Below are 23957 nucleotides of genomic sequence, written 5' to 3' on the forward strand. Positions count from 1 at the left end.
CTCCCTGCTCGCGCACGGCACAGGCCGTGCAGGTACCAGGACATTATATACGTATATTCGAACTTGTGAATATAAATTATGAGGGCGTCGCAGTGCTCGGCAGCGTCTCGCGCTGCACCTGTTTGGCTCCGAACAGCCAGCGGTCGACGACAAAATCGGTCACGGCCGCGCCCAGCCACATGCCGCCGAGCACGATCCAGGCCGTCAGCGCGAACACCGACGCCCCGGTCACACCGGCGCCGACCGCGCAGCCCCCCGCCAGCATCGCGCCGAATCCCATCAGGACGGCGCCAATCATGTAACGGCGCATGCCGCGCCCATCCGAGAAGCCTTCGAGATTGAGTTCGCGCGCCAGCGCGGCGGCGACGAATGAACCTATGAACACGCCCGGGATGATGCCGAGGTCGAAGCCCGGCTTCAGCTGCGGGCTGGCCAGCACCTGCATCAAGAGCTCGGCGGACGGGCCGCTGAAAGTCAGGCTCTTCAGCGGCACCGGCGCGAACGAGGCCTGGCCGAGCTGATAGGTCAGCAGCCAGCCCGCAGCGACGGCCGCGCCAGCGGCCACGGCCGATCGCAGGATCTTCGCGCCGACCTGAAACTTCGAGACCGCGGCAAGTCCGGCCACGAACCACAACATGCCGAAGCCGAGCTTCTCGGGCGTGCCACCGCCGAACAGGCTCATGATATCGCGCGCCGACCCGCCGTCGACGAGCCAGAGATTTGTGAGCCACTCGCGCGCCGGCGCGAGCAGGCCGCGATAGGCCGACTGCGCCGTCACCGCGAAGATCAGGCCTGAGAGCAGCGCCCGCAGATTGCCGTTGGCCGAGAGCACCAGGAGCCGGCTGGCACAGCCGCGCGCCAGGATCATGCCGCAGCCGAACAAGGTGCCGCCGATCATCGCGCCGGAGACGCTGCCCTGCTGCGCCAATTGCCGAGCTTCCGAGACGTCGAGCAGTCCCATTGCGACCAGCGCCTGGGTGCCGAGCAGCGCCGAGGCGAAGGTGAGGAGCCACACCGCCAGACGCGGGCCGCCCTGCCCGCGCGCGAACTCGATCGTCGCCGCCCGCAGGCAGAACCGGCTGCGCTGGGCGAAGAAACCGAACGCACCGCCGACGGCGAGCCCGCACAGCAGCGAGACCAGCTCCTCACCCAGAAGGTCGATCAATGCGGTGAGCACGGGCGCTCTCGTCGTTCAGTTCCGCCGCTATCGAACCGGGCGGCGTCGGCAAAGGCACGCCCGTCACGGGCGCAGATAGGCGTATCCGCTCTGCTGCAGCTCGGTGAGTCGCACCACGCCGCCCTTCTCCGCCACCGCGAAGCCGGGCAAGAGGTCGTCGAGCTTTACGCCCTGCGCCTTCATGGTGTTGGCACAGGCATCGAAGCCGACGCCGGCCTTCATCAGCCGCTCCGCCAGCGCCGCAATGGTCTGGTCGGCCGAAATCGCGTGAAAGGCGCGCAAGCCGGGACCATGGATCACCAGCCGGATGTCGGCGCGACCGGGGCCGCCGGTGCCATCGACGTGGTTCTGGATGTTGCCGAGCACGAACAGGGCGCGGTCCTGATCGGCCAGATGATAGGCGACACGCTGGCGCGGAGACTCCGTCGCAGCCCGGGCGCTGCTGACACCCAACATTCCGAACAGGCTGGCAAGCCCGGCTTGCATCAAGGATCGTCGTTCCATGGTCACTCCTAACGCGCGGCTGCGATGAATCCTGCGATGCGATCGGCGGCATCCTCGGCGGCGAGATCGCGAAAGAAGTGATCGGCGTCGTCGATCGTCTCCAGCCGGACACGACTACCGGCGCGAGCGGCCAGCGGCGCGAACGAGGCTGCCACGTCCGGCACGGTCGTGTCTTGCGCGGCCGCAAGCACCAGGACCGGGAGAGTGACGTCAGCGATCAGCGCCGCCGTGTCCTGGCGCCGGTCGGCGCGATAGAAGGCAGAGAAGGCGCGCGCCGTCACCTTGGCATCGCGGCAATAGATGAAACCCGGCACCGACATCCATTCGCTGCCACGGCCCGTGGAAACAGCGGCTTCGGCCTTGTCGAGCAGCGGCGCCAGGGGCTGGCCGTAGCTCTCAGCGTAGGCCGCCTTCAGGCTGGTCTCGATGCCCACCGTGGCCGGCGCCAGCAGGATCACGCCGTCGATGGCCGCTTTCGGGTTGGCGACCAGATAGCGCGCGAGCTGATTGGCGCCGCGCGAATGCCCGAGCACAAAGATCCGCGACGACGTCTTGCGCGCCTCGGCGAGCCAGGCGGCGATCTCTTCGATCGCATCATCCGGCACGTAGTCATGCGGCTTGGCGCAGTCGTACATGCCGGTGCGGCGATCGAGGCCGAGCGTGAGATTGTGCGCCATTGAGGCGATGCCGCGCTCGGCCAGCGCCTTGGACAGGCCCTGGATGGTCTCCATGTCCTTGTGCGCGAGCGTGCCGTGCGTCATCAGCACCAGCGGCACATCCGGTCCCGACTGCGCAGGCAGCCTGAGCGTGCCAAGCGCCGTGCGGCCGCCGATCACGAGTTCGCGCGGCTCCTCAGCGGCCAGCGCGACCGAGGCAACGAGACAGACGACGAGAGCGAGCCACCAGCGCATCGCAAATTCCTTCACGGACGCACGATCGTCCAGTTCTTCTCCGCCAGCTCCAGCAGGGTCGCGACCCCGGTCTTGACCACCGTGACGCCAGCGAGCAGCGGCGGCTGCCGCCCTTCCTTGCTCGCGAGCGTCTCCAGGGTGTTGCCGCAGGCGATGAAGCTGACATTGGGCATCGACTTGGCGAAGCCGAGCACCCGCTCCTTCACCGGCGAGCGATCGGCCAGCAGCATGTCGAGGCCGCCATTGAACGCCACGACCACGATCTCGACCTCGTCGCCCTCGCCGGAATAGTGCCGGGAGACATTGGCGGCGACGTCGAGCACGGCGCGCATCTTGGCCGGATCCTCATCGCTGATCTGCAGCGCGAGCCTGTGCGGCTCCGCTGCAGCGGCAATGGTAGCGGTCCCGCTTGCGGCGAGGGCGACGGATGCGGCCGCCAGCAGGATCTGGCGGCGGCTGCATCCGGCCCTCGTCACTCGACGCCCCGCGGCTTGCCGTCCTTGTCCTCAGGCGTGACGTCAACGGCGGTCGCACGTCCAGTGATCTTGACCGGCGCGCTGCAGTTCTTCATGCACGGGTCCTTCTGCCAGAACGCCTTCTCGCTGGTCGCCCGGTCGTCCATGATGAACCCGCCTTCGTTCGGCATCTTGATCGTGGCGAGATTCTTGTCGGTCAGCTCGAAGTTCTGATCGGTGATGACGTCGTTCAGATAGAGCACATAGGCGACCAGCGCGTAGTATTCGTCGACCTTCAGCGACTGCGGGCTGCCGAACGGCATCGCGTGGCGGACATAGTCGAACAAGGTGGAGGCGTAAGGCCAATAGGAGCCGACCGTCTTGACCGGATTGTCCGAGGTCAGCGAGCCCTTGCCGCCGGCGAGCACCGGCCAGCGGCCGGCGCCCTCGCCGAACTCGCCATGACAGCTGGCGCAATTGTCCATGAACAGCTTCTCGCCCTGGGCGACGGTGCCCTTGCCGGCGGGCAGCCCCTGCCCGTCCGGCCGCACGTCGATGTCCCAGCCGCGGATCTCCTCAACGGTCGGCGCGCGGCCGATGTTGAAGCGCTGTGGCGAATTGGCTTCCGCCTTTGCTTCGGTTTTGGCTTCGGTCTTGGCCGCCATCTTCTCGCCCGGACCACCGGCGAGCGCGACCGAGCCCGCAAAGGTGGCGAGCGCGACTGCAAGGATCAGCTTAGGCGACCTCGACATTCTCGACCTCACCATTTGCCTGCACATGCCAGGTCTGGATGCCATTGTTGTGATAGATGGAATTGTAGCCGCGCACCTTGCGCAGCTCGGCCTTGGAGGGCTGGACGTAGCCGGTCTCGTCCTGCACCCGCGACTGCAACAGCAGTGGCTCGCCGTTCCAGTCGAACTCGTAGTAGAAGCGCGTCAGCGCCTTATCCAGCACCGGACCATCGATCCGCGCCGGCCACCAGTTGCGGCCGCCATCCAACGACACGTCGACGCGCTTGACCTTGCCGCTGCCCGACCACGCCAAGCCCGAGACGATCGTAAAGCCCTTGCCATGCTTGATCGGCGCCTGCGGGCTCGGGCTCGTGATGACCGACTTCGCATCCATCGACCAGGTGAAGCGCCGCGCCTTGCCGTCCGGGAGCAGGTCCGTGTACTTCGACGTCTCCTCGCGGGTGTGCCAGGGCTGGTCGCCGACCTCGATGCGGCGCAGCCACTTGACCCAGAGATTGCCCTGCCAGCCCGGCACGACCAGGCGCATCGGATAGCCCTGCTCGGGATACAGCGCCTCGCCGTTCATCTTGTAGGCGATGATGCAGTCGTCGAGCGCCTTCTCGATGGGCAGGCTGCGATCCATCGATGCGGAGTCGGCGCCCTCGACCAGCAGCCACTTGCCGCTCGGCTTGACGCCGGTCTCTTCCAGCAGCGTGCGCAGCGACACGCCGGTGTACTGGACGCAGTGGATCATGCCATGGGTGAACTGGCAGCCGTTGAGCTGGGCACCGCGCCATTCCATGCCGGAATTCGCCGCGCATTCCATGAAGTGGATGCGGTTGACGCGCGGGTAGCGCTTGAGCTCGTCGAGCGACAGCAGCAGCGGCCGCTCGACCAGGCCGTGGATCATCAGCCGGTGATCGGCCGGATCGACCTCGGCGACGCCGCCGTGATGGCGCTCGAAGCACAGCCCGTTCGGCGTGATGATGCCTTCCAGCTCATGCAGCGGCGTGAAGCTGACCGAGGATTCGCGCGACGCCGTCAACCACTCGACGTCGCGGCGAATGACGTCCTTCTCGAACTTCGACGGCTTGCCGTAGGGGCGCACCGCGACGCCCTCGCCGAGCGTGCGCGTCCATTCCGGCACGTTCGGCGGCTGGTTGGCGGGATTGCCGGCTCCCGCACGCGCCTGCGTCGCGAGCGCGGTCGCTGCGAGGCCGCCCGCCGCGGTCAGGAAGCCGCGGCGCGACGCGCGAGGGGGTGAGGAAAGAGATTTGTCCTTGGACATCGTCGTCACACTCCGGAGACTTTGACGGCCCGGTTGGGCTCGAGACGCACGGTCTTCTGACGCTGCAGGTAGCTCGACACGACCTCCCAGATCGGCGGGCCCTGCGTGCCTTCGTTGACGCTGGCCCAGCCGGCGACCTGATATTCGCGCGCCGGATCGATCGCGGCGCCGGTCTTGATCAGGCGCATGTCGGAGATGCGCTGCCCCTGCGGCTTGTTGACGTCGATCGCGTAGGACATGCCGCCGATTCGGACCATGTCGCCGCCCTGCTGGTAGTACGGGTCGACGTTGAACAGATTGTCGGCGACGTCCTCGATGATCTCCTTGAGGCGCGTGCCGGTCATCCCCATGCGATAGACGGCCGGGTAAGTAATCGCGGTGGCGTTGGTGACGTCCTCGAAGGTGATGTCCTGGCCCGGCATCACGCTGGTGCCCCAGCGGAAGCCCGGCGACAGCGCGATCTCGGCATCGCGCTCCTGCAGCAGCGCCTGGCAGATCAGGTCGTCGAAGGTGCCGTTGAAATTGCCGCGGCGATACAGCAGCGTCTCGGTGCGTCCGAGCGCACGGCCGAGCTCGGCGGCGAACGGCTTGCGCACCTCGGCAATCTTGGCCGCCATCGCCGTGTCCGGCGTGATCACGTCGGAGAACAGCGGGATCAGCTTGTAGCGATAGCTTTTGACCTCGCCATCCCTGACGTCGAGATCGAGCCGCGACACGAACTTGCCGGAGGAGCCCGAGGCGATCAGCAGGGTCTTGCCGACCTTGACCGCTTCAGGCAGCGCATCATGGGTGTGACCGGTGAGGATGACGTCGAGGCCCTTGACGCGGCTCGCCAGCTTGCGGTCGACGTCGAAGCCGTTGTGCGACAGCAGCACGACGAGGCCGGCGCCATCCTTGCGCGCCTTGTCGACCTGGGTCTGGACGTCCTCCTCGCGCACGCCGAACGACCAATTCGGAATCATCCAGCGCGGATTGGCGACGGGCGTATAAGGGAAAGCCTGGCCGAGCACCGCGATCTTCACGCCGCCGCGCTCGATCATCGTCGAGGCTTCGAACGCCGGCTCGTTCCACTCGGTGTCGCGGATGTTGAGACCGAGGAACGGAAAGCCGAGACCATCGACGGCCTGCTTGACGCGCTCGGTGCCGTAGGTGAACTCCCAATGCCCGGTCATCGCATCGGGCTTCAAGAGTGCCATGCAATCGATCATGTCCTGGCCGCGCGTCTTCAGCGACGACCACGATCCCTGCCAGGTGTCGCCGCCGTCGAGCAGCACCACCTTGTCGCCGCGCTCGGCTCGGATGGCCTTGATGACGGTGGCGGCGCGGTCGAGCCCGCCGATCCGCCCGTAGGTCTTGGCCAGCGCCTCGAAATCCTCCGAGGTCAGCGCGTAGGCCGACGACGAGCCCGGCGCGATGCCGAAGCGGGTGAGGAACTCCTTGCCGGTGACGTGCGGCGGCTGGCCCTTCGCGTCACCGACGCCGAGATTGGTCGACGGCTCGCGGAAATACAGCGGCATCAGCTGGCCGTGAATGTCGGTGACGTGCACCAGGGTGACGTTGCCGACCGGTTCGAACGCGAGAAGCTCCTTCTCAGTCAGCTTCTGCTGGGCGAAGGCGCGGGACGTGCCGCCCGTCAAGGCAGCCGCCGCCAATGCGACCTGAACGAATTCGCGACGCGATATCATGATGTCTATCCTTGTGTCCGCTAGTTGCGGACCGACGGTGTCTCGACGGGCAGGCCGATGCCGCGCCAGGCGACGTAGAGCTCGAGCGCGAGGAACTCATCCGACAGCGGCTTGTAGGGCACGCCGCGCACGTCGAACATGCAGCCCTCGAACCGCTCGTGAAGCGGGATCAGGCGCTGATCGCGTAGCCGGTAGGTCGGAAAGCCGTTGGTCTGACCCTGGCTGAGGAAATCGGCGCGCATGAACTTGCCGTTGTTCTTCTCGTGGCAGGAGGCGCAGGCAAGATCGAGCTGGCCGACCCGCGTGTAGTAGATCTCCTTGCCCTTCTCGAACCAGGGCGACATCGGACCATCGGTCTTCACCGCCACCGGCATGCCGCGCGACTGGAAGCGGACGAACGCCGTCATGTCCGTCAGCTCCTTGGACTTGAAGCCCCAAGGCTGCGCCTTCATGTGCTCGGTGCGGCAGATGTTGATCTGCTGCTCGAGATTGACCGGCTTGTTGAGCTTCTCGCTCCATTTCGGCATCGCTGCGCCGACGCCCTTCATGGTCTTTTCCGCCTCGCCGTGGCAGCTCATGCAGGACTTGCCTTCGGCGCCGTCGACCGCCTTCCAGGTGTCAGCGGCTCGTTCCACGGCGAGGAAGCCAGGATTTTCCAGGTCGTCGTCCTGGAGCGCGCGGGTTTCCTTGGTGCGGAACTGATAGCCCGAGATGATGGTCTGAAAGACGTGGCCGGGAGGCGCCGGAATGCCCTTCCGTTCCGCCTCCTGGCCGAACACGGCGATCGCCGAGAAGGTCAGCGCGGCCGTGGCCAGGACAGCGAGAAAACCGTAGCGAATGGACATCCGTCACTCCCCGTAGCGATCACAGCCCGCCGATCAGGCCTTCAACGCGATCTTTTCCTCGGCAGTCACCACCGAGCCGTCGTCATCCGTCCAGGCGAACTTGAACGTGCCTTCCTCGTCGATCCTGGCGTCGAACTGGATGTACGGGTTGGCGGAGATCGCCGGCTCCAGCACGCAGGAGAACACCGGCTTGCCGTTGAACTCGCAAGCGAACTTGTTGATGATCTTGCGTGGGATCGGCTTGCCCTGCGCATCCTTGCGCTGGCCCGATTCCATCAGATGCGAGACCAGCGTCTTGACCTGGATGATCTCGCCCTTCTTGGCTTCCTTCGGAAGCTTGATCCGCGGCTTGTCTGCCATGTTCGTCTCTCCTCTGCCTCAGCCGCCGCAGCCGCCGATGGTGACCTTGACGGTCTTGCGTTCGGTGAACAGCGAGCCGTCGCTCATCTTGGCCACCGCGATCACGTTCTGGGTCTGCGCCAGACGGATGCGGATCGACGCCTCGGCCTTGCCGGACATCGGCGTGAACATCAGCGTCGCGACGCCGGCGTTGGGATTGCCGTCGGCCACGAACAGTACTTCCTTGACGTAGTTCTCGGCGGTCATCGGGCTTTCGACCGAGAGCGCGAGCGGCACGGTGTTGCCGTTCTCGGCGATCTCAGGCAGATCGAGCGTGATCTTGCCTTTTGTCGCTTCCTTGCCGCCGGTGAACTTCTTGATCAGCTCGGCCGCGTCGTTGCTCGGCTCGGCGTTGGCGGCCATCGGCAACACCGTCAAAGCGACGAAACCGCCGCCGAGAAGGAACGCCTGTCGTCTGTTGATTGCGCCCATGCATCATCCTCCAGAGGCGGTTATTTCAATGTTTCGAGAAAGGCGACGACGTCCTCGACCTGCGCGGCGGTGAGAACCGGCTTGCCGACGAACTCCGGACGGACGCGATTGAGACCGTCGTTCTTGTAGAAAGCGGGCATCACCGTATCGGTGAAGATGCGCTTGGGGTCGGCGACGATCAGGCGCAGCTGCGCCGTGTTGTAGCGGGTCGCGACGCCGTCGAGCGACGGCCCGAACTCGCCGTGAAACTCCTCAGACCTCAGCGCAGAGACCTGATGACAGGCGAGGCAATTGCCCAAGGTCCGCGTCAGAAACACCTTCTTGCCGGCATCGGCATTGCCGGCCGCGCCCGTCAACGATTTCGGAATCGCGTAGTCGACGACATCGAGCCTGATCGGCTCGTCGCCTCGCGCGGTTGCCGAGAGCAACGCGCAGAACAAGGCGGCCGGAATCAAACGGCGCATGTTTCCACCCTGACCGACGAGGCTTCCCCTCGCCTGCTAACCCGACGGACTTACGGTCCGTCATATTCACGAATTATGATTTGAGAATATGATTGAAGTCAACCGAATTCGATGCGGCAGCGCACTCAACCTTTGGAGGCGGCGAGATAGTCGCGGAACGTGCCGCGCTCATAAGCCTTGTCGCGCACGAAACGAAACATCGCGAGAAAGTGCGGCGGCTTGAGATAGCCCGGCGCCCTCGCCACCTCGCGCGCGAGCGGCTCCTTGGCGGCGACGCCGTCGGCGGACGGCGGAAAGAACTGGAAGGTCGGCGTGAACCTGATGGCGTAGCGCTCGGCAAGCTCCTTCTCGGTGAGCTCCTTGCCGTCGAAGTCGGTCACCTTGCGTGACCCGAGCAGATTGAGCTGCAGCACCTCGAAATTCGCGCGGATGTAGTCGGTGATGCCGGGATCGGCGAAGTTCACCAGATGCGTCTCGCGGCAATACGGACAGCCGCGCAGCTCCCACATGATCGCAAGCCGCTTGCCTTCCGATGCCGCGCTGTCGAGATCTTCGCGCAAGTCGAGGAAGCTGTTGAGAAACCACGACTGATGATACAGCCCATCGTCGCCGAGCACCGCGACCGCTCGCGCAGGCGTCGGCCTGGCGCCGAGCACCGAAACGGCGGGGAGCATGGCAATCAGGACGCGCCGCGTCATCGTCGGGTTCGAGGTCATGTGCCTGCTCGCGCGCTTTGCCAAATCGGCCGGAGTTCGCTACACCATATTCGAATAAAAGAATGTGAAAAGGACATTCGATGCTGCGCCGCGCCATCATTCTGTCCCTCGTGCTGTCGTGTCTCGCCCCAAGCGTCCATCTGCATGCCGCAGAGAAGGCGGACATCGCGGCGCTGATGCCGGCGGCGATGGCCAGCCTGCGCGCCGCTGCGAGCTACGCGCGCACCGGCAATATCGGCCTCGCGCAGATCGAGCTCGATGATGCCCGACGGGCCTGGGCAAGGCTCGGCGGAGTGACCGAGCGCGCGCTGGCCCCCGATTCGGACAGGTCTCTTTCGGAGCTGATCGCCGGTGGTAACGATCGCCTGAGCAAGGCCGACGCGGCGCTGACCGCAGGTGATGGCGCCCGAGCCGCGGTGGACATCGCCGCGCTGCGCCAGCAGATCCACGCGCTGAGACGGGATGCAGGCGTGATCGAACTCAGCGACTGCGCGTTCGAGCTCGCCCCCGTCATGAACGCGTTGCGCAACGTCGCGGCGCGCTTCGCCTCGGCCAAGGCCGAGCCTGGCGAGGTCGTCGAGGCGGGCGACGCGTTGCGCTCGCAGCTGCAACGTTGCAACGGGCTCGCCGCGCCCGACGTCGCGAGCCAGGCCGAGTTCCGCCGCCTGATCGACGGCGCCAGCGTCAGCGCCGCCGAGATCGGCCGCGCCGCGCGTGCGGGTGATGCCGGCCTCGTGCATCGCTACGAGATCGAGCTGCAATCCTTCGTCAATCTGCTGGACTTCCGCTTCGGCTAATCAGCCGATGGTGGCGAGCGAGGGAAAGCGCTCGAAGATCCATTGCGACATCTCCGGAATGACACCTGCGAGGAAGGCCACTCCGGTGAGAACGAGAAAGCCGCCCATCGTTTTTTCGACCAAGGGCAGATGCGGCTTGATCCCCTTCAGCATCGTCATGAACTGCCCCGTGAAGGCCGCCGCGATCAGGAACGGGATTCCCGTTCCGACCGAATAGGCCGCGAGCAGCAGCGCGCCCTTCCTCACGGTCGCCTCGGCGCCGGCCATCATCAGCACGGCGGCAAGCACCGGCCCCGCGCACGGCGTCCAGCCGAAGGCGAATGCCAGTCCCATGATGAACGCGCCGAGCAGGCCGGCCGGCTTGCGGCCGACATCGATCGTCGCGCTCCGGTACAGCAAGGGGATCCTTATCACCCCAAGGAAATGCAGCCCCATCGTGATGATGACGAGCCCCGCGACGATACCGAGCTGGCCGAGATGGCCGGCGATGAAGCGTCCGAACACGGAGGCTGTCGCCCCCAGGCTGATGAATACCAGCGAGAAGCCGGCGACGAAGCACAGCGCCGTCAGCACCGTCCGCCGGCGCTGCACCGTGCCGCCCTCGGTGATCGTATCGGCGGCCGAGACGCCGGCCATGTAGCACAGGAACGGCGGCACCAGCGGCAGGATGCAGGGCGACAGGAACGACAGGAGGCCGGCGGCGAGCGCAGCGCCGAGCGTGACGTCGAGATCCATTTGTCCTCCCCGCGGCCAGTGCTGCGGACCCCGGCCTGCACGGCAGGCTTCGGAATCTGCACACTAGTACATATTCGAATTTAATGATAGATTGGCCGGCAAGTCCAGAGAGGATGGCGGCATGTCCGGTCAAATCACAGTTCGCAGGCTCGCAACGCTCGCCTCGGCCGCGATCGCCTTGCTGTGCCTGTCGTCCCCGCTCCTCGCCTCCGAGCTCGTGATGTTCGAACGCCCCGGCTGCGGCTGGTGCGCCCGGTTCAATGCCGAGATCGCGCCGATCTATGCCAAGACCGACGAAGGCCACGCCCTCCCCCTGCGGCGGGTCGACCTCACCCAGGCGCTGCCGGCGGATCTCGCCGGCATCGACCCCGGCGCCTTCACGCCGACCTTCGTCGTGCTCGACCAGGGCCGCGAGATCGGACGGATCCGCGGCTATCCGGGCGATGCGTTCTTCTTTGGGATGCTTGGCCGCATCATGAATGCTACAAGCGGGACGCCGGCCCGCTCCTGACGAACAATCGAGGATCCCAAATTCATGCCGTTGCCGAAGTTGAAGGACATCGAAACCTCTGCCGAGCTTGAGCAGATGATCGAGAAGGCGCGCGAAGCCAGCGAAATGCTGAAGGCGCTGTCGCACGAGTCCCGGCTGCTGCTGCTGTGCATCCTCTCCGAAGGCGAAAAATCCGTCACCGAGCTCGAGCAGTTTCTCGGCGAGCGGCAGTCGACGGTCTCGCAGCAGCTCGCCCGTCTGAGGCTCGACCGGCTGGTGACGACGCGCCGCGACGGCAAGACGATCTATTACAGTCTCGCCAGCGAGGACGTCCGCAGGATCCTGACCGCGATCTACGACGTGTTCTGCGAGCCGGTCCGCAAGCGCCGCCGCTGAACGTCGCTTCGCGCTGCGATATCCTCGGACGCATGTGCGGCGCGGGGCGCGAAGGCCGGCAGCGGCCGTCGCAAGAGGTCTGGCTTCGCCGTCGATCCTGGCGCACAATCGCCCGGACAAGAACAAGGACATCGGGGAGGCATGCTCAGTCCGTCAGCTCTGACGTTCATGTGCGGACTGCTGGCAGGCGCCGTGCTCGGCGTGGCCGGCCGCGCCGGGCGCTTCTGCACGCTCGCGATGCTCGAGGATGCCTTCTTCGGCGCTGACACGCGGCGGCTGAAATCCTTCGCCTTGGCTGCAGCCACCGCGCTTGTCGCTACCCAGTTGCTCGCCAGCTTCGGTCTCGTCGATCTCTCCCGCTCGATCTATCTGACCTCCTCCATTCCGCTCGGCGGCGCCATCCTCGGCGGCCTGCTGTTCGGGATCGGCATGGCGCTGGTCGGCACCTGCGGCTTCGGGACCCTGGTGCGCATCGGCGGCGGCGACCTGCGCGCCATCGTCGTCTTTCTCGTGCTCGGCGTCTCCGCTTTGGCGGCGATGCGTGGCCTCACTGGATTCTTACGCGTCGGTCTGATCGAGCCCCTGTCGGTGCATCTGCCGGAGGCGATGAACCAGGGCATGGACACGCTGCTGTCCGCGGCGATCGGCTCCTACGCACGGCCTGTCATCGTATCGCTCGCGGCTGTGGCATTCGCGGCGTGGGCGCTCGCTGATGGCCGGCTGGTGAGATCACCCCGCCTGCTGTTGTCAGGCCTCGCGGTCGGCGGCGCGGTTGCCTTCGGCTGGTTTGCGACCGGCTGGCTCGGCCATGACGATTTCGACCCCGAGCGGGTGGCTTCGCTCACCTTCGTGGCTCCGCTCGGCAACACCGTGCTCTACATCGCTACGCTCTCGGGCAGCCACGCCGACTTCGCGATCGGCTCGGTCGCCGGCGTCATCCTTGGTTCGTTCGTAGCGGCCATGTTCTCGCGCGTCTTCCGCTGGGAAGCCTGCGACGACGCCCGCGAGCTGAAGCGCCACATGATCGGCGCGCTCCTGATGGGCACCGGCGGAGTCATGTCGATGGGCTGCACCATCGGCCAGGGCCTGTCCGCCTTCTCGACCCTCGCTCTGTCGGCGCCGCTGACCATGCTGGCGATCGCCTGCGGCGCGCGCCTGGGGCTCGAATACACGATGACGGGCGAATGGCGGCCCGCCTTGCGCAACCTGCTCCGGATGAGCCATTCCTAGACCGCCTGATCACACAGAATGGCGGTCGGGGTCTCCGGCGCCGTCGATATCGGCGAGATACTGCTGCTGGAAGCGGGTGGCGGCATTCTCCTGGGGCTTGCGGGCGGCTACATTGCCTACCGGGCCATGCATGCGATCGACGATTACGCCATCGAGGTTCTGGTCTCTCTGGCGCTCGTCACCACAGTGTATGCAGCCGCCCTTCGGCTCCATTGCAGCGCGCCGCTGGCCGTCGTCGCAGCAGGATTGCTGATCGGAGATCGTGGCCCGCGATATGCCATGAGCGAGCAGACGCAGCGCTATTTGTTCGGACTTTGGACGCTGATCGACGAGATCCTGAATTCCGTGCTCTTTCTGTTGATCGGTCTCGAGGTCCTTCTGCTCCGGTTCGGCGCGCTTGCATTGCTGGGCGCGGCGACGGCCATTCCGCTCGTGCTGCTGGGGCGGCTGATCGCAGTCAGCCTTCCGCTGCTGTTCCTTGCCCGGACCGCGCTCGTCTCGGCACACAACATCCCGTTCCTGACCTGGGCCGGCGTGCGCGGCGGCATCTCGGTGGCCCTGGCGCTGTCGCTTCCGGAAGACTCGGCCAAGGCGCCCATCCTCGCCGCGACCTATGCGGTCGTCGTCTTCAGCGTGATCGTGCAGGGATCGACGCTCGGTCTGGTCGCCAGGCGGACCTTGTCTCTGCCGGCCCAAGTCGATCGCTGAGCGGTCGACTCCACCCTGCGCAATGCGAGCCTTCAGCACCGTCGGACGCGCCCATGCCGCTGAACATTGTCGTGTGCTGCAACGGCGTCTCCAGCGCCTGTTCCCGCGTGGAGCGGAACCTTTGTAGAATGGAACCATTGTCAGCCGACAGACCATTGCGGTCCAGCTTGGCCTCGGCACGTCATCGACCACCGCAGGCTGTTTTGTTCGCCCGCCGATGAGGAGCAATGACCGCGCGATTCCGCAAGCTGCTCGACGATCTCGCGGAGACGTTCTGGCTGGTGCCGGCCTTGCTGATCCTGCTCGGTATCGGCATCGCGTTTCTGGCGATCGCGGTCGATCGCGGCACGATCGTGCCCGGCTGGCTGCGCGACGAATGGCTCTACACCGGCGGAGCCACCGGAGCCCGCACGCTCCTGGGCGCCATCGCGTCCTCCACCATCGGCGTCGCCGGCACGGTGTTCTCGATCATGATCGCGGCACTGTCGCTCGCGGCCGGACAGATGGGACCGAGGTTGCTGCGGAATTTCACGCGTGACCGCGGCAACCAGGTCACGCTCGGCGTCTTCCTCGCCACCTTCTGCTACGCTCTCATCGTCCTGCGCAGCGTGCGCACCCCGGCGGAAGGGGAATTCGTGCCGCATCTTGCGACCACGATCGGCATCGTGCTCGCGTTTCTCTCGGTCGCCAATCTGGTCTACTTCGTCGGTCACATGTCCGGACGGATCAACGTCGACACCGTCATCAGCCTCGTCAGCGAGGATGTACAGGCGATGATCGGCTCGCTCACGCGGGAGCGGAGTCAGCCTGCACCCCCGCCCCCTAGCTTTTGGCAACATGCCGTTCCCATCACAGACTCGAGGCAAGGCTATCTGGTCCAGCTCGACGAGAACGGACTCGCGACCTGGGCCTGCGAGCACGGCACCGCCATCCATCTCATGGTCCGGCCGGGGGACTACGTCTTTCCCGGCGCACCGATCGCAATCGCAACCCACCCCTGTGATGGCATCGAGGAGGCGATCCGCCATGCGACCGCGCTCAGCCCGCAGCAGGTGACGTCGGCGGATATCCGTTTCGCGCTCCGGCAACTCGTCGAAGTCGCGGTCCGCGCCCTCTCGCCCGGGATCAACGATCCTCACACGGCCATCACCGTCCTCGACCGCCTCGGCGCTGCGCTGTGCGAGATACAGCCGGTGAAGCTGCAGACCGGGGTCTGGATCAAGGATGGCAAGCCGTCGCTGGTCGTTCCGCATCTCCGTTATCACGAGCTGGTCGGCGCCATGTTCGACATGATCCGGCAGAACGCGACGGATGCGCCGCCAGTCCTGATCCGCATGATCGAGGTGATGACGCAGGTGGTGAGCCGGGAGCGCGACCCGGATCGGAGCGGCTGCATCCGCATGCAGGCCGACCTCGTGCTGGAGGATGCCGAGCGAAGCATCCGCACGCCCAGCGACCTGGACGCGATCCGCAGCCATCATCGCGTCTTCACCGCCATCCTCGAAGATGGTCCGTTGGGGCGCTTCCGCGCCTGAGCATTGCGCGTGGACGCAGATGCATCCCGCGATGCTGTTCGGCTTTCTCACATCGTACCCTGCCAATTGGTGGCTTCTGACTCGGGGCTTAAAGAAGAAGATGTAGCGACGTTTGCTGCTGTCGGCGGCGCATCACCTCCCACGCTGATCGTTCCCACGGAATGTGTACGGCTGCGGACACGATCCGATCTCTTGCCCGCCGCACTGTCGCGGGCGGGAGGAACCGCCGCTTCGAAAGAACATTCTCTTCTTGCTCTTTTGATCCATCCTGCCGCGGCAGCAGGCCATGAAGCTTGGACGCGTTCACTTGACCTCACCTCACAGACATCCGCTCGGCCCGATCATCGTTCTCGTCGCAGCCGCCGCAGGCACGCTGCTCGGGCTGTACTACTATTTCACTCCCTTGACCGGGGTCACCGGAGCGCCCGGCGTATTGCTCGTCATCGCATCCAGCCTGGCCCTCGTCGTCGACGCCTTCATCCTGTGGTTCGGCGGCCGCGGCTGGCTGTTCGGGGTGTTCTGGACGCTCGGGCTGCTTGGCGCGCTCGGCACCATCGTCGCCGCCTGGTTTCTGCACGCGTGGTGGCTGGCGGCGGCCATTGTCTTCGTATTCGTCGGCTTGATCATCACGCTCGCCGCCCCCTCTCAGCCGAGAAGGGCCGTAGCATGAGGATCCGCTCGCTCCTTCGTAGAACGACAGCTGTTGCGCTCGGGCTGGCTCTGGCGGCCGCGCTGCTGCCGGCCATCGCCCAGAACGACACGAAAGATCCAGCGGCCACCTCCGGCGGAATCCCCGGCCAGGACCAGCATGATCAGTCGCAACCGCGTGGCAATGTGGAGAACCCATCGTCCCCGCCGACCAGCAGCCCATCAGCAACCACCGAAGCCGCTACACAGCAGCCGTCCGGCAATTTGCCCGCGCCGAAGCCGATCCCGCTCGTCCCGGCGCAAGCCACCTGGAATACGTTTCACGGTCAACTGAACGCGCAGAAGTACTCGCCCCTCACACAGATCACCGCCGACAACGTCAAATCGCTGGTGAAGGTCTGGGAGTATCACACCGGTGACGTGTCGGATGGCTCGGGCGATCGGCCGACCAGCGTCTGGTCTGCGACGCCCATCTTCGCCAACGACACGCTCTACATCGGCACGCCGTTCTATCGCGTCATTGCGCTGGACCCCGGCACCGGCAAGGTCAAATGGACCTTCGACTCCAAGTCGACGCTGAAGGCATTGACCCAGCCGGCGCTGAAAAATCGCGGCGTCGCCTACTGGCAGTCGCCTGCTCCCATCGCCGGCCAGCCGTGCCAAAAGATCGTCTATCTCGGCACCATGGACGCGCAGTTGTTCGCCATGGATGCCGATACCGGAAAGCTCTGCCAAGGCTTCGCGAACAAAGGCGTCCTCAACGTCGACCAGTGGAACGACGTCAACAACAAATATCCGCTGTCTCTGCTGCAGCCGCCGACGGTCGCCGGCAATCACGTGATCCTCGGCTGGGCTGGCAAGGACTGGGCCTATGCCGAAGCCCCTCCCGGCACCGTCTTCTCCGTCGATCCGCAGACCGGCCAGCGGCAATGGTCGTTCGCCGCCCTGCCGCCGGCCATCGCGCCGCGCACCGGCACCGCCAATGTGTGGACGGGCATGTCGGTCGATGAGGGGCTCGGACTGGTCTATCTCCCGGTCTCCAGCCCGTCGCCGAACTACTGGGGCGGCAACCGTACCGAAAAGATTCCGCTGGCCACCTCGACCACGGCGCTCAACCTCGAGACCGGCGAGGTCGTCTGGTCGCGCCAATGGGTGCATCACGACATCTGGGACTACGACATCAACTCCGCTCCCACATTGATGGACATCACCGTCAACGGGCAGCAGATCCCGGCGCTGATGCAGGCCACCAAGATGGGCTTCCTGTTCGTCGTCGATCGCCGCACCGGCAAGGATGTCTGGCCGATCGAGGAGCGCAAGGTGCCAGGTGGCGACGGCTCGATCCAGGGCGAAGTCTACGCGCCGACGCAGCCCTTCCCGACCAAGCCGGCGCCGCTGCTCGACCAGTCCAGGAAGCCTCCGATCTGGTGGGTCGCCGACGCCCTCGGGCTCGGCCAATGCTCGCGGCTGTGGAAGAGCCTCAACTACGCCGGCATGTACTCGCCGCCGACGCACAAGGACAATGGCGTGCTCCTCTATCCCGACTCGGCCGGCGGCGTGCAATGGGGCGGCGTCGCGTTCGATCCGCGCGGCAAGACCGCCATCGTCAACTTCTCGCACGTGGTGCAGTCCATCAAGCTCTACCCACGCAAGGAATATGAGCAGCTCGCAGCGGGCTCCGGCAACGAGCAGGGCTTCTATCCGCAGGAAGGCGCGCCCTATGGCATGTCGCTCGACAACGCGCTGAACTGGCTCGGCATGCCCTGCTGGGCCCCGCCCTTCGGCGAGATCGCCGCCATCGACATGTCCACGGGCGACATCAAATGGCGCCGCCCGATCGGCGCGTCGCAGAAATGGGGCTTCTACATGCCGGAATCCATGGGCTCGGTGACCATCGGAGGTCCCGCGGTGACCGCTGGCGGCGTGATCTTCATCGGCGCCTCGATGGACGCCAAGGTGCGGGCCTACGCCTTGTCCGACGGCAAGGAGCTGTGGTCCGACATCGTCCAGGCCCCGGCGGTCGCCAATCCCGCCGTCTACGACTACAAGGGCCGCGAATACGTCGCCTTCGTCGCCGGGGGCAACACGATCCTCAAGGACCAGGTCGGCGATCAGGTCGCCGTCTATGCCCTGCCGCAGTGATCGGGCGCATCATCTCTGCAAGTTTCAAACAGCTGATGTGAGTGGGCGATCTCGCGGCGGTTTCCGCCCGAGTTGTGTGCCTCGCATGAACCTCTTCCTGGAAGAAGAGGCGCAGGGAAAGGTTCGCAACCAGCAATACTGACATTCCAAGCTGCGTCGATTCACAAATTTCCACCATCCAGCTCACCAAGTTTGCGGTAAAGCGTTCGAATGCTGTCTCCGAGCTTCTCGGCTAGCTCGCGACGACTTCCGCGATGGGTCATGAGCGCACGGCGCAAGACGTCGCCTTCCTGTTCTTTGCTTGCGCAGTCGACGACGACAAATGCATGAGACGCCCGCCCACTGGCCTTGTGAACTGCTCCAGCCTCCAGCTCCTTGCCGGGGCCGGACTCGCCGAGCAGCAGCACGCTGGCATGGGAAGGGCCGACGCGGGCGACGGACTCGAGCATTTGCCGGAATGCCGAGGATCGACCGATGAGACCGTCTGCTGCCGGCTCGCCTCGCGCGACCCGCAGCGGCTCCATCTTCTCCACGAACCAGGCATGATGGCCCTGCCCATCGCGCACCGGCACGAGCTCGATGTTCACGTAGGCCTCGCCATGCGGCGTGTGATGGAGATGCAGAACACGCTCGCGCACGCCAGTTTCCTGCAGGCGTGCCCGCGGGCAACTCTCGCCGGCCTGATCGCACGGCACATTGAACTGGTGCGAGACCTCATAGAACTGGTGCGAGACCTCATAGCACCTCCGGCCGATCACGTCGGCATCAGGACTGAACTCGGACCGATAGGCCGTGTTCGAAGCGACGATGCGATACTGCTCGTCGACCAGAATATGCGGCTCGGGCAATCCCTCCAGATAGGACACGAACTCCGGCTGGCCTGGCGGAACCGAAGCGGTCGGAGCGGTCTGGCCCTTTAGCTGCGTATCGGCAGACGCGCCGCTTGCGGTCCTCGACGACGTCCCTCCCCGATCCCATGAAACCGCTCATATCCAAGTCGATGCGATAGCCGGAAGGCAGGACTGTTCCGAGAGGGCGGCATGATTCGAACCAAGGAAACGGTCGGCTAGAGTAACACGACCACTTCTGCTCGTACTTTCACTCTGATATCAGCTCTCCGACGCGATCAGCCTTCACAGCAACAGCCTGTCTTAAATGAACGGTATTATAATACATTTGCAAAAGCGAACACGCCCTCCAGCTCTCGCTCGGCAAAGTCGCGTCCGCACCTTGACAGACTCTCGTCGGCCACGTCGTTCTCCACAAGCTCGGTCATCGCCGCCCCGAGCCTGTCATTCGGCGAAAGGCCGATGGCCTTCGCCGATCATTGAAACCGCCGCCATCCATCGACTGGTTTAACTCGACTTGCCTGCGGGCCGTAAGAGCCTGCGCGAGACAATTCCCGACATGTCGCAAGTCTTCTTCGCTGGGACCAATTCGAGCTTCACCGGCTAACGCGGACGACGATTGGTCTGTCAGCGCGACAGAATAGTCCTTGTCTTGGCCAGACGCAGAGTATCTTGTGCCCCTGCCAGTGAAAGATGAATACCGTACAATCAAAATGAAAGATCATCCGTCTTTATCCACCAAGCGCGTCGCAATATTGCTTGGAACATGGAATGGAGCCTTGTATCTGCCGCAGCAGCTCGACTCCTACAGGCGGCAAACCCATAGCGAATGGCAACTCTACGCTTCCGATGACGGATCGGAGGACGACACCCTCAATTTGATCCAGCGCTTCAAAACGACCGTGCAGCAGGCCGTCGAGATTTTGGTCGGGCCAAAGCGTGGATTTGCGGCGAACTACCTTAGCCTCGTCAAGCATCCAACCATCGATGCCGATTATTTTGCCTTCAGCGACCAGGACGACATATGGCGCTCAGACAAGCTCGAGCGCGCCGTGGCTTGGCTGGACACGATACCCGAAAACGTACCAGGACTGTATTGCTCTCGTACCGACTTGATCAACGCTTCTGGTCAACCCATCGGACGTTCACCGCGGTTCATCCGACCACCAAGCTTTCAGAACGCACTCGTCGAGAACATCGGCGGCGCCAATACGATGGCATTCAATCGCGCTGCAAAACGACTGGTCGAGCAAATCAGGGGCGAGGTCGTATCGCACGATTGGGCCATCTACCAACTCGTCACAGCGGTTGGGGGGCAAGTCTGTTACGATCCGATTCCGAGCCTTTCCTACCGCCAGCACTCTTCGAATGCGCAGGGATCGAACCGGAACCTGTCGGCGCGCTTGCGGAGAATTCAGATGCTGCGCGCCGGGCGTTTTGCTCGATGGATCGATACCAATATCAACGTTCTTCAAGATTTTGTGCCTCAGATGACAACCGAAAACCGCAAGACTTTCGAATTTTTCAAAAGAGCCAGGATTGGCACCCTGCCGTCTCGTTTAGGCAATTTGAAGCGATCCGGCGTTTATCGGCAGACTGCTCTCGCCAACCTCGGTCTTATGATCGCGGCCACGTTCAGGCGATTTTGATCGATGGGGATTTCGAGGATGGCGGAGTGGGTCCCGCACCATTTTGGTTACCGGGAGCGTGGGTTCATCGGCGCGAATTTCATACTCGATTGGTTCACAACGAATGATTCGCCCGTCGTCACGCAGATGCTTGATGCGGTTGCGCCTCGTGCCGCTGCAACGAAGCGCTGTCAGGGCGCGAAGCGGCCGCGGGCGGCGTCGATCGCCTGGCGAAGCACGGCCAGCTTGGCGCCGATGCCGTTGATCTTCGTCGGCGTCGGCTCGCTCGTTGGATAGGCCCTCTCCACCGGGATTTCGCGGACCTTGTAGCCGAGCTGCCCGGCACGAACGGTGAGGTAGAACAGCAGCTCGTAATTCATGAACACGGAGCGGAAGGGCTCGACCCGGGGGTCGAGCAGGTAGCGACGGGAATAGCCCCGATAGCCGTTGGTGGTGTCGGTGAACCATCTCCTCCCGGCAAGGCTCATCAGCGGGGCGTGGATCAACCGGTTGCCCAGGGTGCGTTCAAGCGGTGTATTGACCGCCTTGCCGCCCTTCCGATAGCGCGACCCCTGGACGTAGTCGTCGCCGGCCTTGAGGCGATCGACGAACACCGCGATGGCGCTCACATTGTCCTTGCCGTTGCCGTCGATCGTGACGATGCCGGCATAGCTCTGTTGCACGCACCACGCATAAGCCATGCGCAACTGCGCACTGAGGCGGCCTGGTCCGCGTTTCGTGAGCAGCGCACGCACACCGGCCGCCGCCAGGATGTCCGGGGTGAGAGAGCCGTCCGTGGAGCCGCCATCGGCGATCACCACATCCACGGGCAGCCGGGCCGCTTCCACGCGAGTCAACTGGGCGCGGATACGCTCCCCCTCGTTGATGACCGGGATGACCAAGGCATGGTCATGCCGCCGCGGCCCTCTCACCTCGGTCTCGAAGGCTGGCAAATCCCAGTCCGCCGGGAAGGTCGTATCAGGCGCGGCGTGGCTCATTCGGCTGCTCCCAGGCGCCGCTGAGCTTCTCCGTGGACGTAGGCTTCGTTCACGCCGGCCCATTCGGGCCGGCTCATGCGGATGAGATCGAACAGGTCGTAGATGTTGTCGATCTTGCCGCCCATGATGGTGATGATCCGTGAGTCCGCCGGGTGGCGTTGATACAGGATCGGGCGGCCGTCGTCCCGTTCGTTTCGCAACAGGACGGTCTTGATCTCGTACAGGGACTTCACCCACTCGGTCTCCGCCAGCGCGGGAAGATAACGCGCGCCGTCGAGGATCATATGCCGGTTCCGGCTTGTCTTCTCCAGCCCGCGGAAGACGTCATAGGCGGAGCGCCCGGCCGTCGCGTCGGTCCAACTCACATGAGGCGTATAGCGCACATGAGTCAGTGAATGCAGTTGCTCCGCCGGATACGGCATCATCGAGAAAAACGGTCCGTCCATCACGGTAAAGCCATAGGGCGCGAGCTGGGCGGGCGGGCGCACCAGCGCGACTTCCGCAAGCTCGTGCTTCACCTCCGTCGGGGCAAGCCCCGCGGTCTTCAGCAACGCATTGATCTGCGAATAGGTGACGTTGAAGACATGGCGGGCGCTGATCGAGGTGCCATTGGCGAGCTCCGCCACCACCTCGTCGGGCCGTTCCTCCAGCCGGATGACCTCCGTTTGCAGCCGCAACTCGATGCCGGCGGCGGCGATACGTTCGGCCATGCCGGCACGTAGCACGGTCGAGTCGAAGGCATATTCGACGCAGTCGAACACGGCCTCGATCGTGTGAGGATCGAACAGGGCCGCGCGCGACGGATCTGCGGGCGCGATCGGTGCTCCCATGTCGGAGAACATGCGGTAGAACCGCTTTGCCGACACCTTCGAGCGGCGCTGCGCAATGCCATAGAGCATCTGGAAGCTGTCGACCACCGCGTCCGGGAAATCACGCGCAAAGCGCTGGTGCAGCACCATGGACTTGACCGCGGTCAGCGCGCTGCGCGGATAGTGGAAGCCGGTATGAACCCGCGCCTGATTGACCCGCGAGGCGCGGTCCATCAGCCGGTCCCCCGCCTCCACGATGGTGATGTTCTCGCTAATGGAGCGCAGCAGCAGCGCGAGGCTGCACCCGTAGAACCCGCCTCCGATGACCAGGAAGTCGACGCGCGGGCGGGTCATTCGGCGGGTGCCTCGCCGCCCCTGGCATCGCCCTGCACCGGCTCGGCACCCTGCCCGGCAATCTCGATGTTGAGCTCACGCACGGCACGGCCAAACAGGTCGACCGCGGCGATCTCGTCGACGATGTCCTCGTTGAGATCGGCGGAGAGAAGGTCGATCAGCCGCTGAACGCCGATGGATAGTCCGAAGACGGCGCTGCCGAGAAATCCGCTCGTCAGGCTGGTGACGATCGAGATCGTGAACCAACCCGGCTGCACCTTGGAGAAGGTCAGCCAGACCGTGACGCAGTAAATGCCGTAGGCGATCGCCGAGGCCACCACGAGCAGGGAGAACATCGCCAGCGTGGACAGCACACGCGGCGCCGAGGCGATCAGCAACCTGTGCATCAGGTCGAGCCTGCGGGCAAACTCGGTCGCGGACAGCGAGCGCCGGGCGCTCTGGCCGGTGGCATTGATCCACCGCACGGGGATCGCGCCATCCGACGGCGGGAAGCGCATGGCCAGGGTCCGGTCGGGATGAGCCAGCAGCATGTTCAGCAGCGTGCGTGGATAGGCGACCGTCTGCATGTCGCGCGGATCCACCCGGAAGCCTGCGCCGCGGCCGAGAACCCGAAGCGCGCGTCGCAGGGCATGAGACCCGCCCAATCGCCCCATCACGATGGAGCCGGTGCCCGCCGCCATCTCCAGCGCCCTCACCGGATCGACGATCGAAAGCTCCGCCGGGGTGGTCAGCACCACGGCATCGCCAATGGCCTCGGAGGCAACCGCGACGCGGCGTCGGTAGAACGGCGTGCCCGCGCGCATCTTCAGCAGGCGCAGATTGGGTATCCGGCTGGCCAGTTCATAGTAGTGATGCTCGGACTCGGCCGGGATCCCCAGCAAGATCTCCCAGTAGCGGAAGCGCTCCGCCAGACGCGCGGCGAGCGCACGGAGAACCGGAATGCACGCTGCCGCTTCACCTTCGGGATCGGCAATGCAGACCGAGACGAAGAGCTCTTCGGTGGGAGGGCGATCGGTCATCTCTCAGTCCCCC

The 23957-nt window shown here is 64.8% G+C and carries 26 protein-coding genes and 1 pseudogene; 10 read left to right on the plus strand and 17 right to left on the minus strand.

Features of this window, described 5'->3' with window-relative positions; all coding sequences use genetic code 11:
- Positions 1–76 precede the first annotated feature (76 nt).
- From ACQR1I_RS09425 to ACQR1I_RS09480, 12 genes are all read right to left on the minus strand, one after another.
- Complete coding sequence (locus ACQR1I_RS09425; protein WP_434864346.1) at positions 77–1177, minus strand: YeeE/YedE family protein; 1101 nt, start codon at positions 1175–1177, stop codon at positions 77–79.
- A gap of 63 nt (positions 1178–1240) precedes the next feature.
- Positions 1241–1681 carry a DsrE family protein gene (locus ACQR1I_RS09430; protein WP_434864347.1) on the minus strand — a complete coding sequence of 147 codons (441 nt, stop codon included), beginning with the start codon at positions 1679–1681 and terminating at the stop codon, positions 1241–1243.
- Positions 1682–1689: 8 nt separating this feature from the next.
- Positions 1690–2592 (minus strand): alpha/beta hydrolase, encoded by a 903-nt coding sequence (locus ACQR1I_RS09435; RefSeq protein WP_434865106.1) that lies wholly within the window; start codon positions 2590–2592, stop codon positions 1690–1692.
- Positions 2593–2603: 11 nt separating this feature from the next.
- Positions 2604–3038, minus strand: coding sequence for a hypothetical protein (locus ACQR1I_RS09440; RefSeq protein ID WP_434865107.1), 435 nt, complete (start codon positions 3036–3038; stop codon positions 2604–2606).
- A gap of 26 nt (positions 3039–3064) precedes the next feature.
- On the minus strand, positions 3065–3844 hold the full coding sequence (locus ACQR1I_RS09445; RefSeq protein ID WP_434864348.1) for a c-type cytochrome: 780 nt from the start codon (positions 3842–3844) through the stop codon (positions 3065–3067).
- The gene (soxC, locus tag ACQR1I_RS09450) at positions 3783–5066 is read right to left on the minus strand and encodes a sulfite dehydrogenase (protein ID WP_434864349.1); all 1284 of its coding nucleotides are present in this window, start codon (positions 5064–5066) and stop codon (positions 3783–3785) included. Before soxC ends, ACQR1I_RS09445 begins: the two co-directional genes overlap by 62 nt.
- 5 nt (positions 5067–5071) lie before the next feature.
- Positions 5072–6751 (minus strand): thiosulfohydrolase SoxB, encoded by a 1680-nt coding sequence (gene soxB / locus ACQR1I_RS09455; RefSeq protein WP_434864350.1) that lies wholly within the window; start codon positions 6749–6751, stop codon positions 5072–5074.
- A gap of 20 nt (positions 6752–6771) precedes the next feature.
- On the minus strand, positions 6772–7596 hold the full coding sequence (gene soxA, locus ACQR1I_RS09460; RefSeq protein ID WP_434864351.1) for a sulfur oxidation c-type cytochrome SoxA: 825 nt from the start codon (positions 7594–7596) through the stop codon (positions 6772–6774).
- A gap of 33 nt (positions 7597–7629) precedes the next feature.
- A complete protein-coding gene (gene soxZ, locus ACQR1I_RS09465; RefSeq protein ID WP_434864352.1) occupies positions 7630–7956 on the minus strand; it encodes a thiosulfate oxidation carrier complex protein SoxZ in 327 nt (108 codons plus the stop codon).
- An 18-nt stretch (positions 7957–7974) separates the two neighbouring features.
- Entirely contained in the window at positions 7975–8427 is a 453-nt protein-coding gene (gene soxY, locus ACQR1I_RS09470; RefSeq protein WP_434864353.1) for a thiosulfate oxidation carrier protein SoxY, read from the minus strand.
- Between the two features lie 20 nt (positions 8428–8447).
- Positions 8448–8891 carry a sulfur oxidation c-type cytochrome SoxX gene (gene soxX, locus ACQR1I_RS09475; protein ID WP_434864354.1) on the minus strand — a complete coding sequence of 148 codons (444 nt, stop codon included), beginning with the start codon at positions 8889–8891 and terminating at the stop codon, positions 8448–8450.
- A 125-nt stretch (positions 8892–9016) separates the two neighbouring features.
- Positions 9017–9565, minus strand: coding sequence for a SoxW family protein (locus ACQR1I_RS09480; RefSeq protein ID WP_434865108.1), 549 nt, complete (start codon positions 9563–9565; stop codon positions 9017–9019).
- Positions 9566–9687: 122 nt separating this feature from the next.
- Between ACQR1I_RS09480 and ACQR1I_RS09485 the strand changes: the two genes are divergently transcribed.
- Positions 9688–10404: a hypothetical protein gene (locus tag ACQR1I_RS09485; protein ID WP_434864355.1), complete on the plus strand. Its 717-nt coding sequence runs from the start codon at positions 9688–9690 to the stop codon at positions 10402–10404.
- On the opposite strand, the gene ACQR1I_RS09490 is transcribed toward ACQR1I_RS09485, so the two are convergent.
- Positions 10405–11139, minus strand: coding sequence for a cytochrome c biogenesis CcdA family protein (locus tag ACQR1I_RS09490; protein ID WP_434864356.1), 735 nt, complete (start codon positions 11137–11139; stop codon positions 10405–10407).
- A 121-nt stretch (positions 11140–11260) separates the two neighbouring features.
- On the opposite strand from ACQR1I_RS09490, the gene ACQR1I_RS09495 reads away from it, so the two are divergent.
- The 8 genes and pseudogenes from ACQR1I_RS09495 to ACQR1I_RS09530 all read left to right on the plus strand — a co-directional run bounded on the left by ACQR1I_RS09495 (position 11261) and on the right by ACQR1I_RS09530 (position 18288).
- Positions 11261–11650, plus strand: a complete 390-nt coding sequence (locus ACQR1I_RS09495; RefSeq protein WP_434864357.1) for a thioredoxin — start codon at positions 11261–11263, stop codon at positions 11648–11650.
- A gap of 24 nt (positions 11651–11674) precedes the next feature.
- Positions 11675–12025 (plus strand): ArsR/SmtB family transcription factor, encoded by a 351-nt coding sequence (locus tag ACQR1I_RS09500; RefSeq protein ID WP_434864358.1) that lies wholly within the window; start codon positions 11675–11677, stop codon positions 12023–12025.
- A gap of 141 nt (positions 12026–12166) precedes the next feature.
- Positions 12167–13255: a YeeE/YedE family protein gene (locus ACQR1I_RS09505; RefSeq protein ID WP_434864359.1), complete on the plus strand. Its 1089-nt coding sequence runs from the start codon at positions 12167–12169 to the stop codon at positions 13253–13255.
- A 27-nt stretch (positions 13256–13282) separates the two neighbouring features.
- Positions 13283–13963: pseudogene (locus ACQR1I_RS09510) on the plus strand (cation:proton antiporter domain-containing protein); the annotation flags it as partial.
- 227 nt (positions 13964–14190) lie between these two features.
- A complete protein-coding gene (locus ACQR1I_RS09515; protein ID WP_434864360.1) occupies positions 14191–15498 on the plus strand; it encodes a DUF2254 domain-containing protein in 1308 nt (435 codons plus the stop codon).
- Positions 15499–15529: 31 nt separating this feature from the next.
- On the plus strand, positions 15530–15604 hold the full coding sequence (locus ACQR1I_RS09520; RefSeq protein ID WP_434865109.1) for a hypothetical protein: 75 nt from the start codon (positions 15530–15532) through the stop codon (positions 15602–15604).
- Between the two features lie 201 nt (positions 15605–15805).
- Positions 15806–16168: a hypothetical protein gene (locus ACQR1I_RS09525; RefSeq protein WP_434864361.1), complete on the plus strand. Its 363-nt coding sequence runs from the start codon at positions 15806–15808 to the stop codon at positions 16166–16168.
- Entirely contained in the window at positions 16165–18288 is a 2124-nt protein-coding gene (locus ACQR1I_RS09530) for a pyrroloquinoline quinone-dependent dehydrogenase (protein ID WP_434864362.1), read from the plus strand. The genes ACQR1I_RS09525 and ACQR1I_RS09530 overlap by 4 nt, the downstream gene beginning before the upstream one ends.
- A 161-nt stretch (positions 18289–18449) precedes the next feature.
- Here ACQR1I_RS09530 and ACQR1I_RS09535 read toward each other — a convergent pair whose 3' ends face one another.
- On the minus strand, positions 18450–19154 hold the full coding sequence (locus ACQR1I_RS09535) for a sigma 54-interacting transcriptional regulator (protein WP_434864363.1): 705 nt from the start codon (positions 19152–19154) through the stop codon (positions 18450–18452).
- Positions 19155–19810: 656 nt separating this feature from the next.
- Between ACQR1I_RS09535 and ACQR1I_RS09540 the strand changes: the two genes are divergently transcribed.
- Positions 19811–20785: a glycosyltransferase family 2 protein gene (locus tag ACQR1I_RS09540; RefSeq protein WP_434864364.1), complete on the plus strand. Its 975-nt coding sequence runs from the start codon at positions 19811–19813 to the stop codon at positions 20783–20785.
- Positions 20786–20955: 170 nt separating this feature from the next.
- Here the strand turns inward: ACQR1I_RS09540 and ACQR1I_RS09545 are convergent, their stop codons facing one another.
- Genes ACQR1I_RS09545 through ACQR1I_RS09555 form a run of 3 tightly spaced genes read right to left on the minus strand, consistent with a single transcriptional unit; the run spans position 20956 to position 23944 of the window.
- On the minus strand, positions 20956–21762 hold the full coding sequence (locus ACQR1I_RS09545) for a glycosyltransferase family 2 protein (RefSeq protein ID WP_434864365.1): 807 nt from the start codon (positions 21760–21762) through the stop codon (positions 20956–20958).
- On the minus strand, positions 21759–22925 hold the full coding sequence (locus ACQR1I_RS09550) for an FAD-dependent oxidoreductase (RefSeq protein ID WP_434864366.1): 1167 nt from the start codon (positions 22923–22925) through the stop codon (positions 21759–21761). The genes ACQR1I_RS09545 and ACQR1I_RS09550 overlap by 4 nt, the downstream gene beginning before the upstream one ends.
- Complete coding sequence (locus ACQR1I_RS09555) at positions 22922–23944, minus strand: hypothetical protein (protein ID WP_434864367.1); 1023 nt, start codon at positions 23942–23944, stop codon at positions 22922–22924. Before ACQR1I_RS09555 ends, ACQR1I_RS09550 begins: the two co-directional genes overlap by 4 nt.
- Between the last annotated feature and the right edge of the window lie 13 nt (positions 23945–23957).

It is taken from the genome of Bradyrhizobium sp. HKCCYLS2038 (genome assembly GCF_051167655.1).
Lineage (GTDB): Bacteria > Pseudomonadota > Alphaproteobacteria > Rhizobiales > Xanthobacteraceae > Bradyrhizobium.

What these genes read in the sequence shown, in the direction of transcription:
- ACQR1I_RS09430 (WP_434864347.1), bottom strand. Translation starts at nt 1,681, where the DNA reads ATGGAACGACGATCCTTGATGCAAGCCGGGCTTGCCAGCCTGTTCGGA.
- ACQR1I_RS09435 (WP_434865106.1), bottom strand. Translation starts at nt 2,592, where the DNA reads ATGCGCTGGTGGCTCGCTCTCGTCGTCTGTCTCGTTGCCTCGGTCGCG.
- ACQR1I_RS09445 (WP_434864348.1), bottom strand. Translation starts at nt 3,844, where the DNA reads ATGGCATCCAGACCTGGCATGTGCAGGCAAATGGTGAGGTCGAGAATG.
- soxC (WP_434864349.1), bottom strand. Translation starts at nt 5,066, where the DNA reads ATGTCCAAGGACAAATCTCTTTCCTCACCCCCTCGCGCGTCGCGCCGC.
- soxB (WP_434864350.1), bottom strand. Translation starts at nt 6,751, where the DNA reads ATGATATCGCGTCGCGAATTCGTTCAGGTCGCATTGGCGGCGGCTGCC.
- soxA (WP_434864351.1), bottom strand. Translation starts at nt 7,596, where the DNA reads ATGTCCATTCGCTACGGTTTTCTCGCTGTCCTGGCCACGGCCGCGCTG.
- soxZ (WP_434864352.1), bottom strand. Translation starts at nt 7,956, where the DNA reads ATGGCAGACAAGCCGCGGATCAAGCTTCCGAAGGAAGCCAAGAAGGGC.
- soxY (WP_434864353.1), bottom strand. Translation starts at nt 8,427, where the DNA reads ATGGGCGCAATCAACAGACGACAGGCGTTCCTTCTCGGCGGCGGTTTC.
- soxX (WP_434864354.1), bottom strand. Translation starts at nt 8,891, where the DNA reads ATGCGCCGTTTGATTCCGGCCGCCTTGTTCTGCGCGTTGCTCTCGGCA.
- ACQR1I_RS09480 (WP_434865108.1), bottom strand. Translation starts at nt 9,565, where the DNA reads ATGCTCCCCGCCGTTTCGGTGCTCGGCGCCAGGCCGACGCCTGCGCGA.
- ACQR1I_RS09485 (WP_434864355.1), top strand. Translation starts at nt 9,688, where the DNA reads ATGCTGCGCCGCGCCATCATTCTGTCCCTCGTGCTGTCGTGTCTCGCC.
- ACQR1I_RS09490 (WP_434864356.1), bottom strand. Translation starts at nt 11,139, where the DNA reads ATGGATCTCGACGTCACGCTCGGCGCTGCGCTCGCCGCCGGCCTCCTG.
- ACQR1I_RS09495 (WP_434864357.1), top strand. Translation starts at nt 11,261, where the DNA reads ATGTCCGGTCAAATCACAGTTCGCAGGCTCGCAACGCTCGCCTCGGCC.
- ACQR1I_RS09500 (WP_434864358.1), top strand. Translation starts at nt 11,675, where the DNA reads ATGCCGTTGCCGAAGTTGAAGGACATCGAAACCTCTGCCGAGCTTGAG.
- ACQR1I_RS09505 (WP_434864359.1), top strand. Translation starts at nt 12,167, where the DNA reads ATGCTCAGTCCGTCAGCTCTGACGTTCATGTGCGGACTGCTGGCAGGC.
- ACQR1I_RS09515 (WP_434864360.1), top strand. Translation starts at nt 14,191, where the DNA reads ATGACCGCGCGATTCCGCAAGCTGCTCGACGATCTCGCGGAGACGTTC.
- ACQR1I_RS09530 (WP_434864362.1), top strand. Translation starts at nt 16,165, where the DNA reads ATGAGGATCCGCTCGCTCCTTCGTAGAACGACAGCTGTTGCGCTCGGG.
- ACQR1I_RS09545 (WP_434864365.1), bottom strand. Translation starts at nt 21,762, where the DNA reads ATGAGCCACGCCGCGCCTGATACGACCTTCCCGGCGGACTGGGATTTG.
- ACQR1I_RS09550 (WP_434864366.1), bottom strand. Translation starts at nt 22,925, where the DNA reads ATGACCCGCCCGCGCGTCGACTTCCTGGTCATCGGAGGCGGGTTCTAC.
- ACQR1I_RS09555 (WP_434864367.1), bottom strand. Translation starts at nt 23,944, where the DNA reads ATGACCGATCGCCCTCCCACCGAAGAGCTCTTCGTCTCGGTCTGCATT.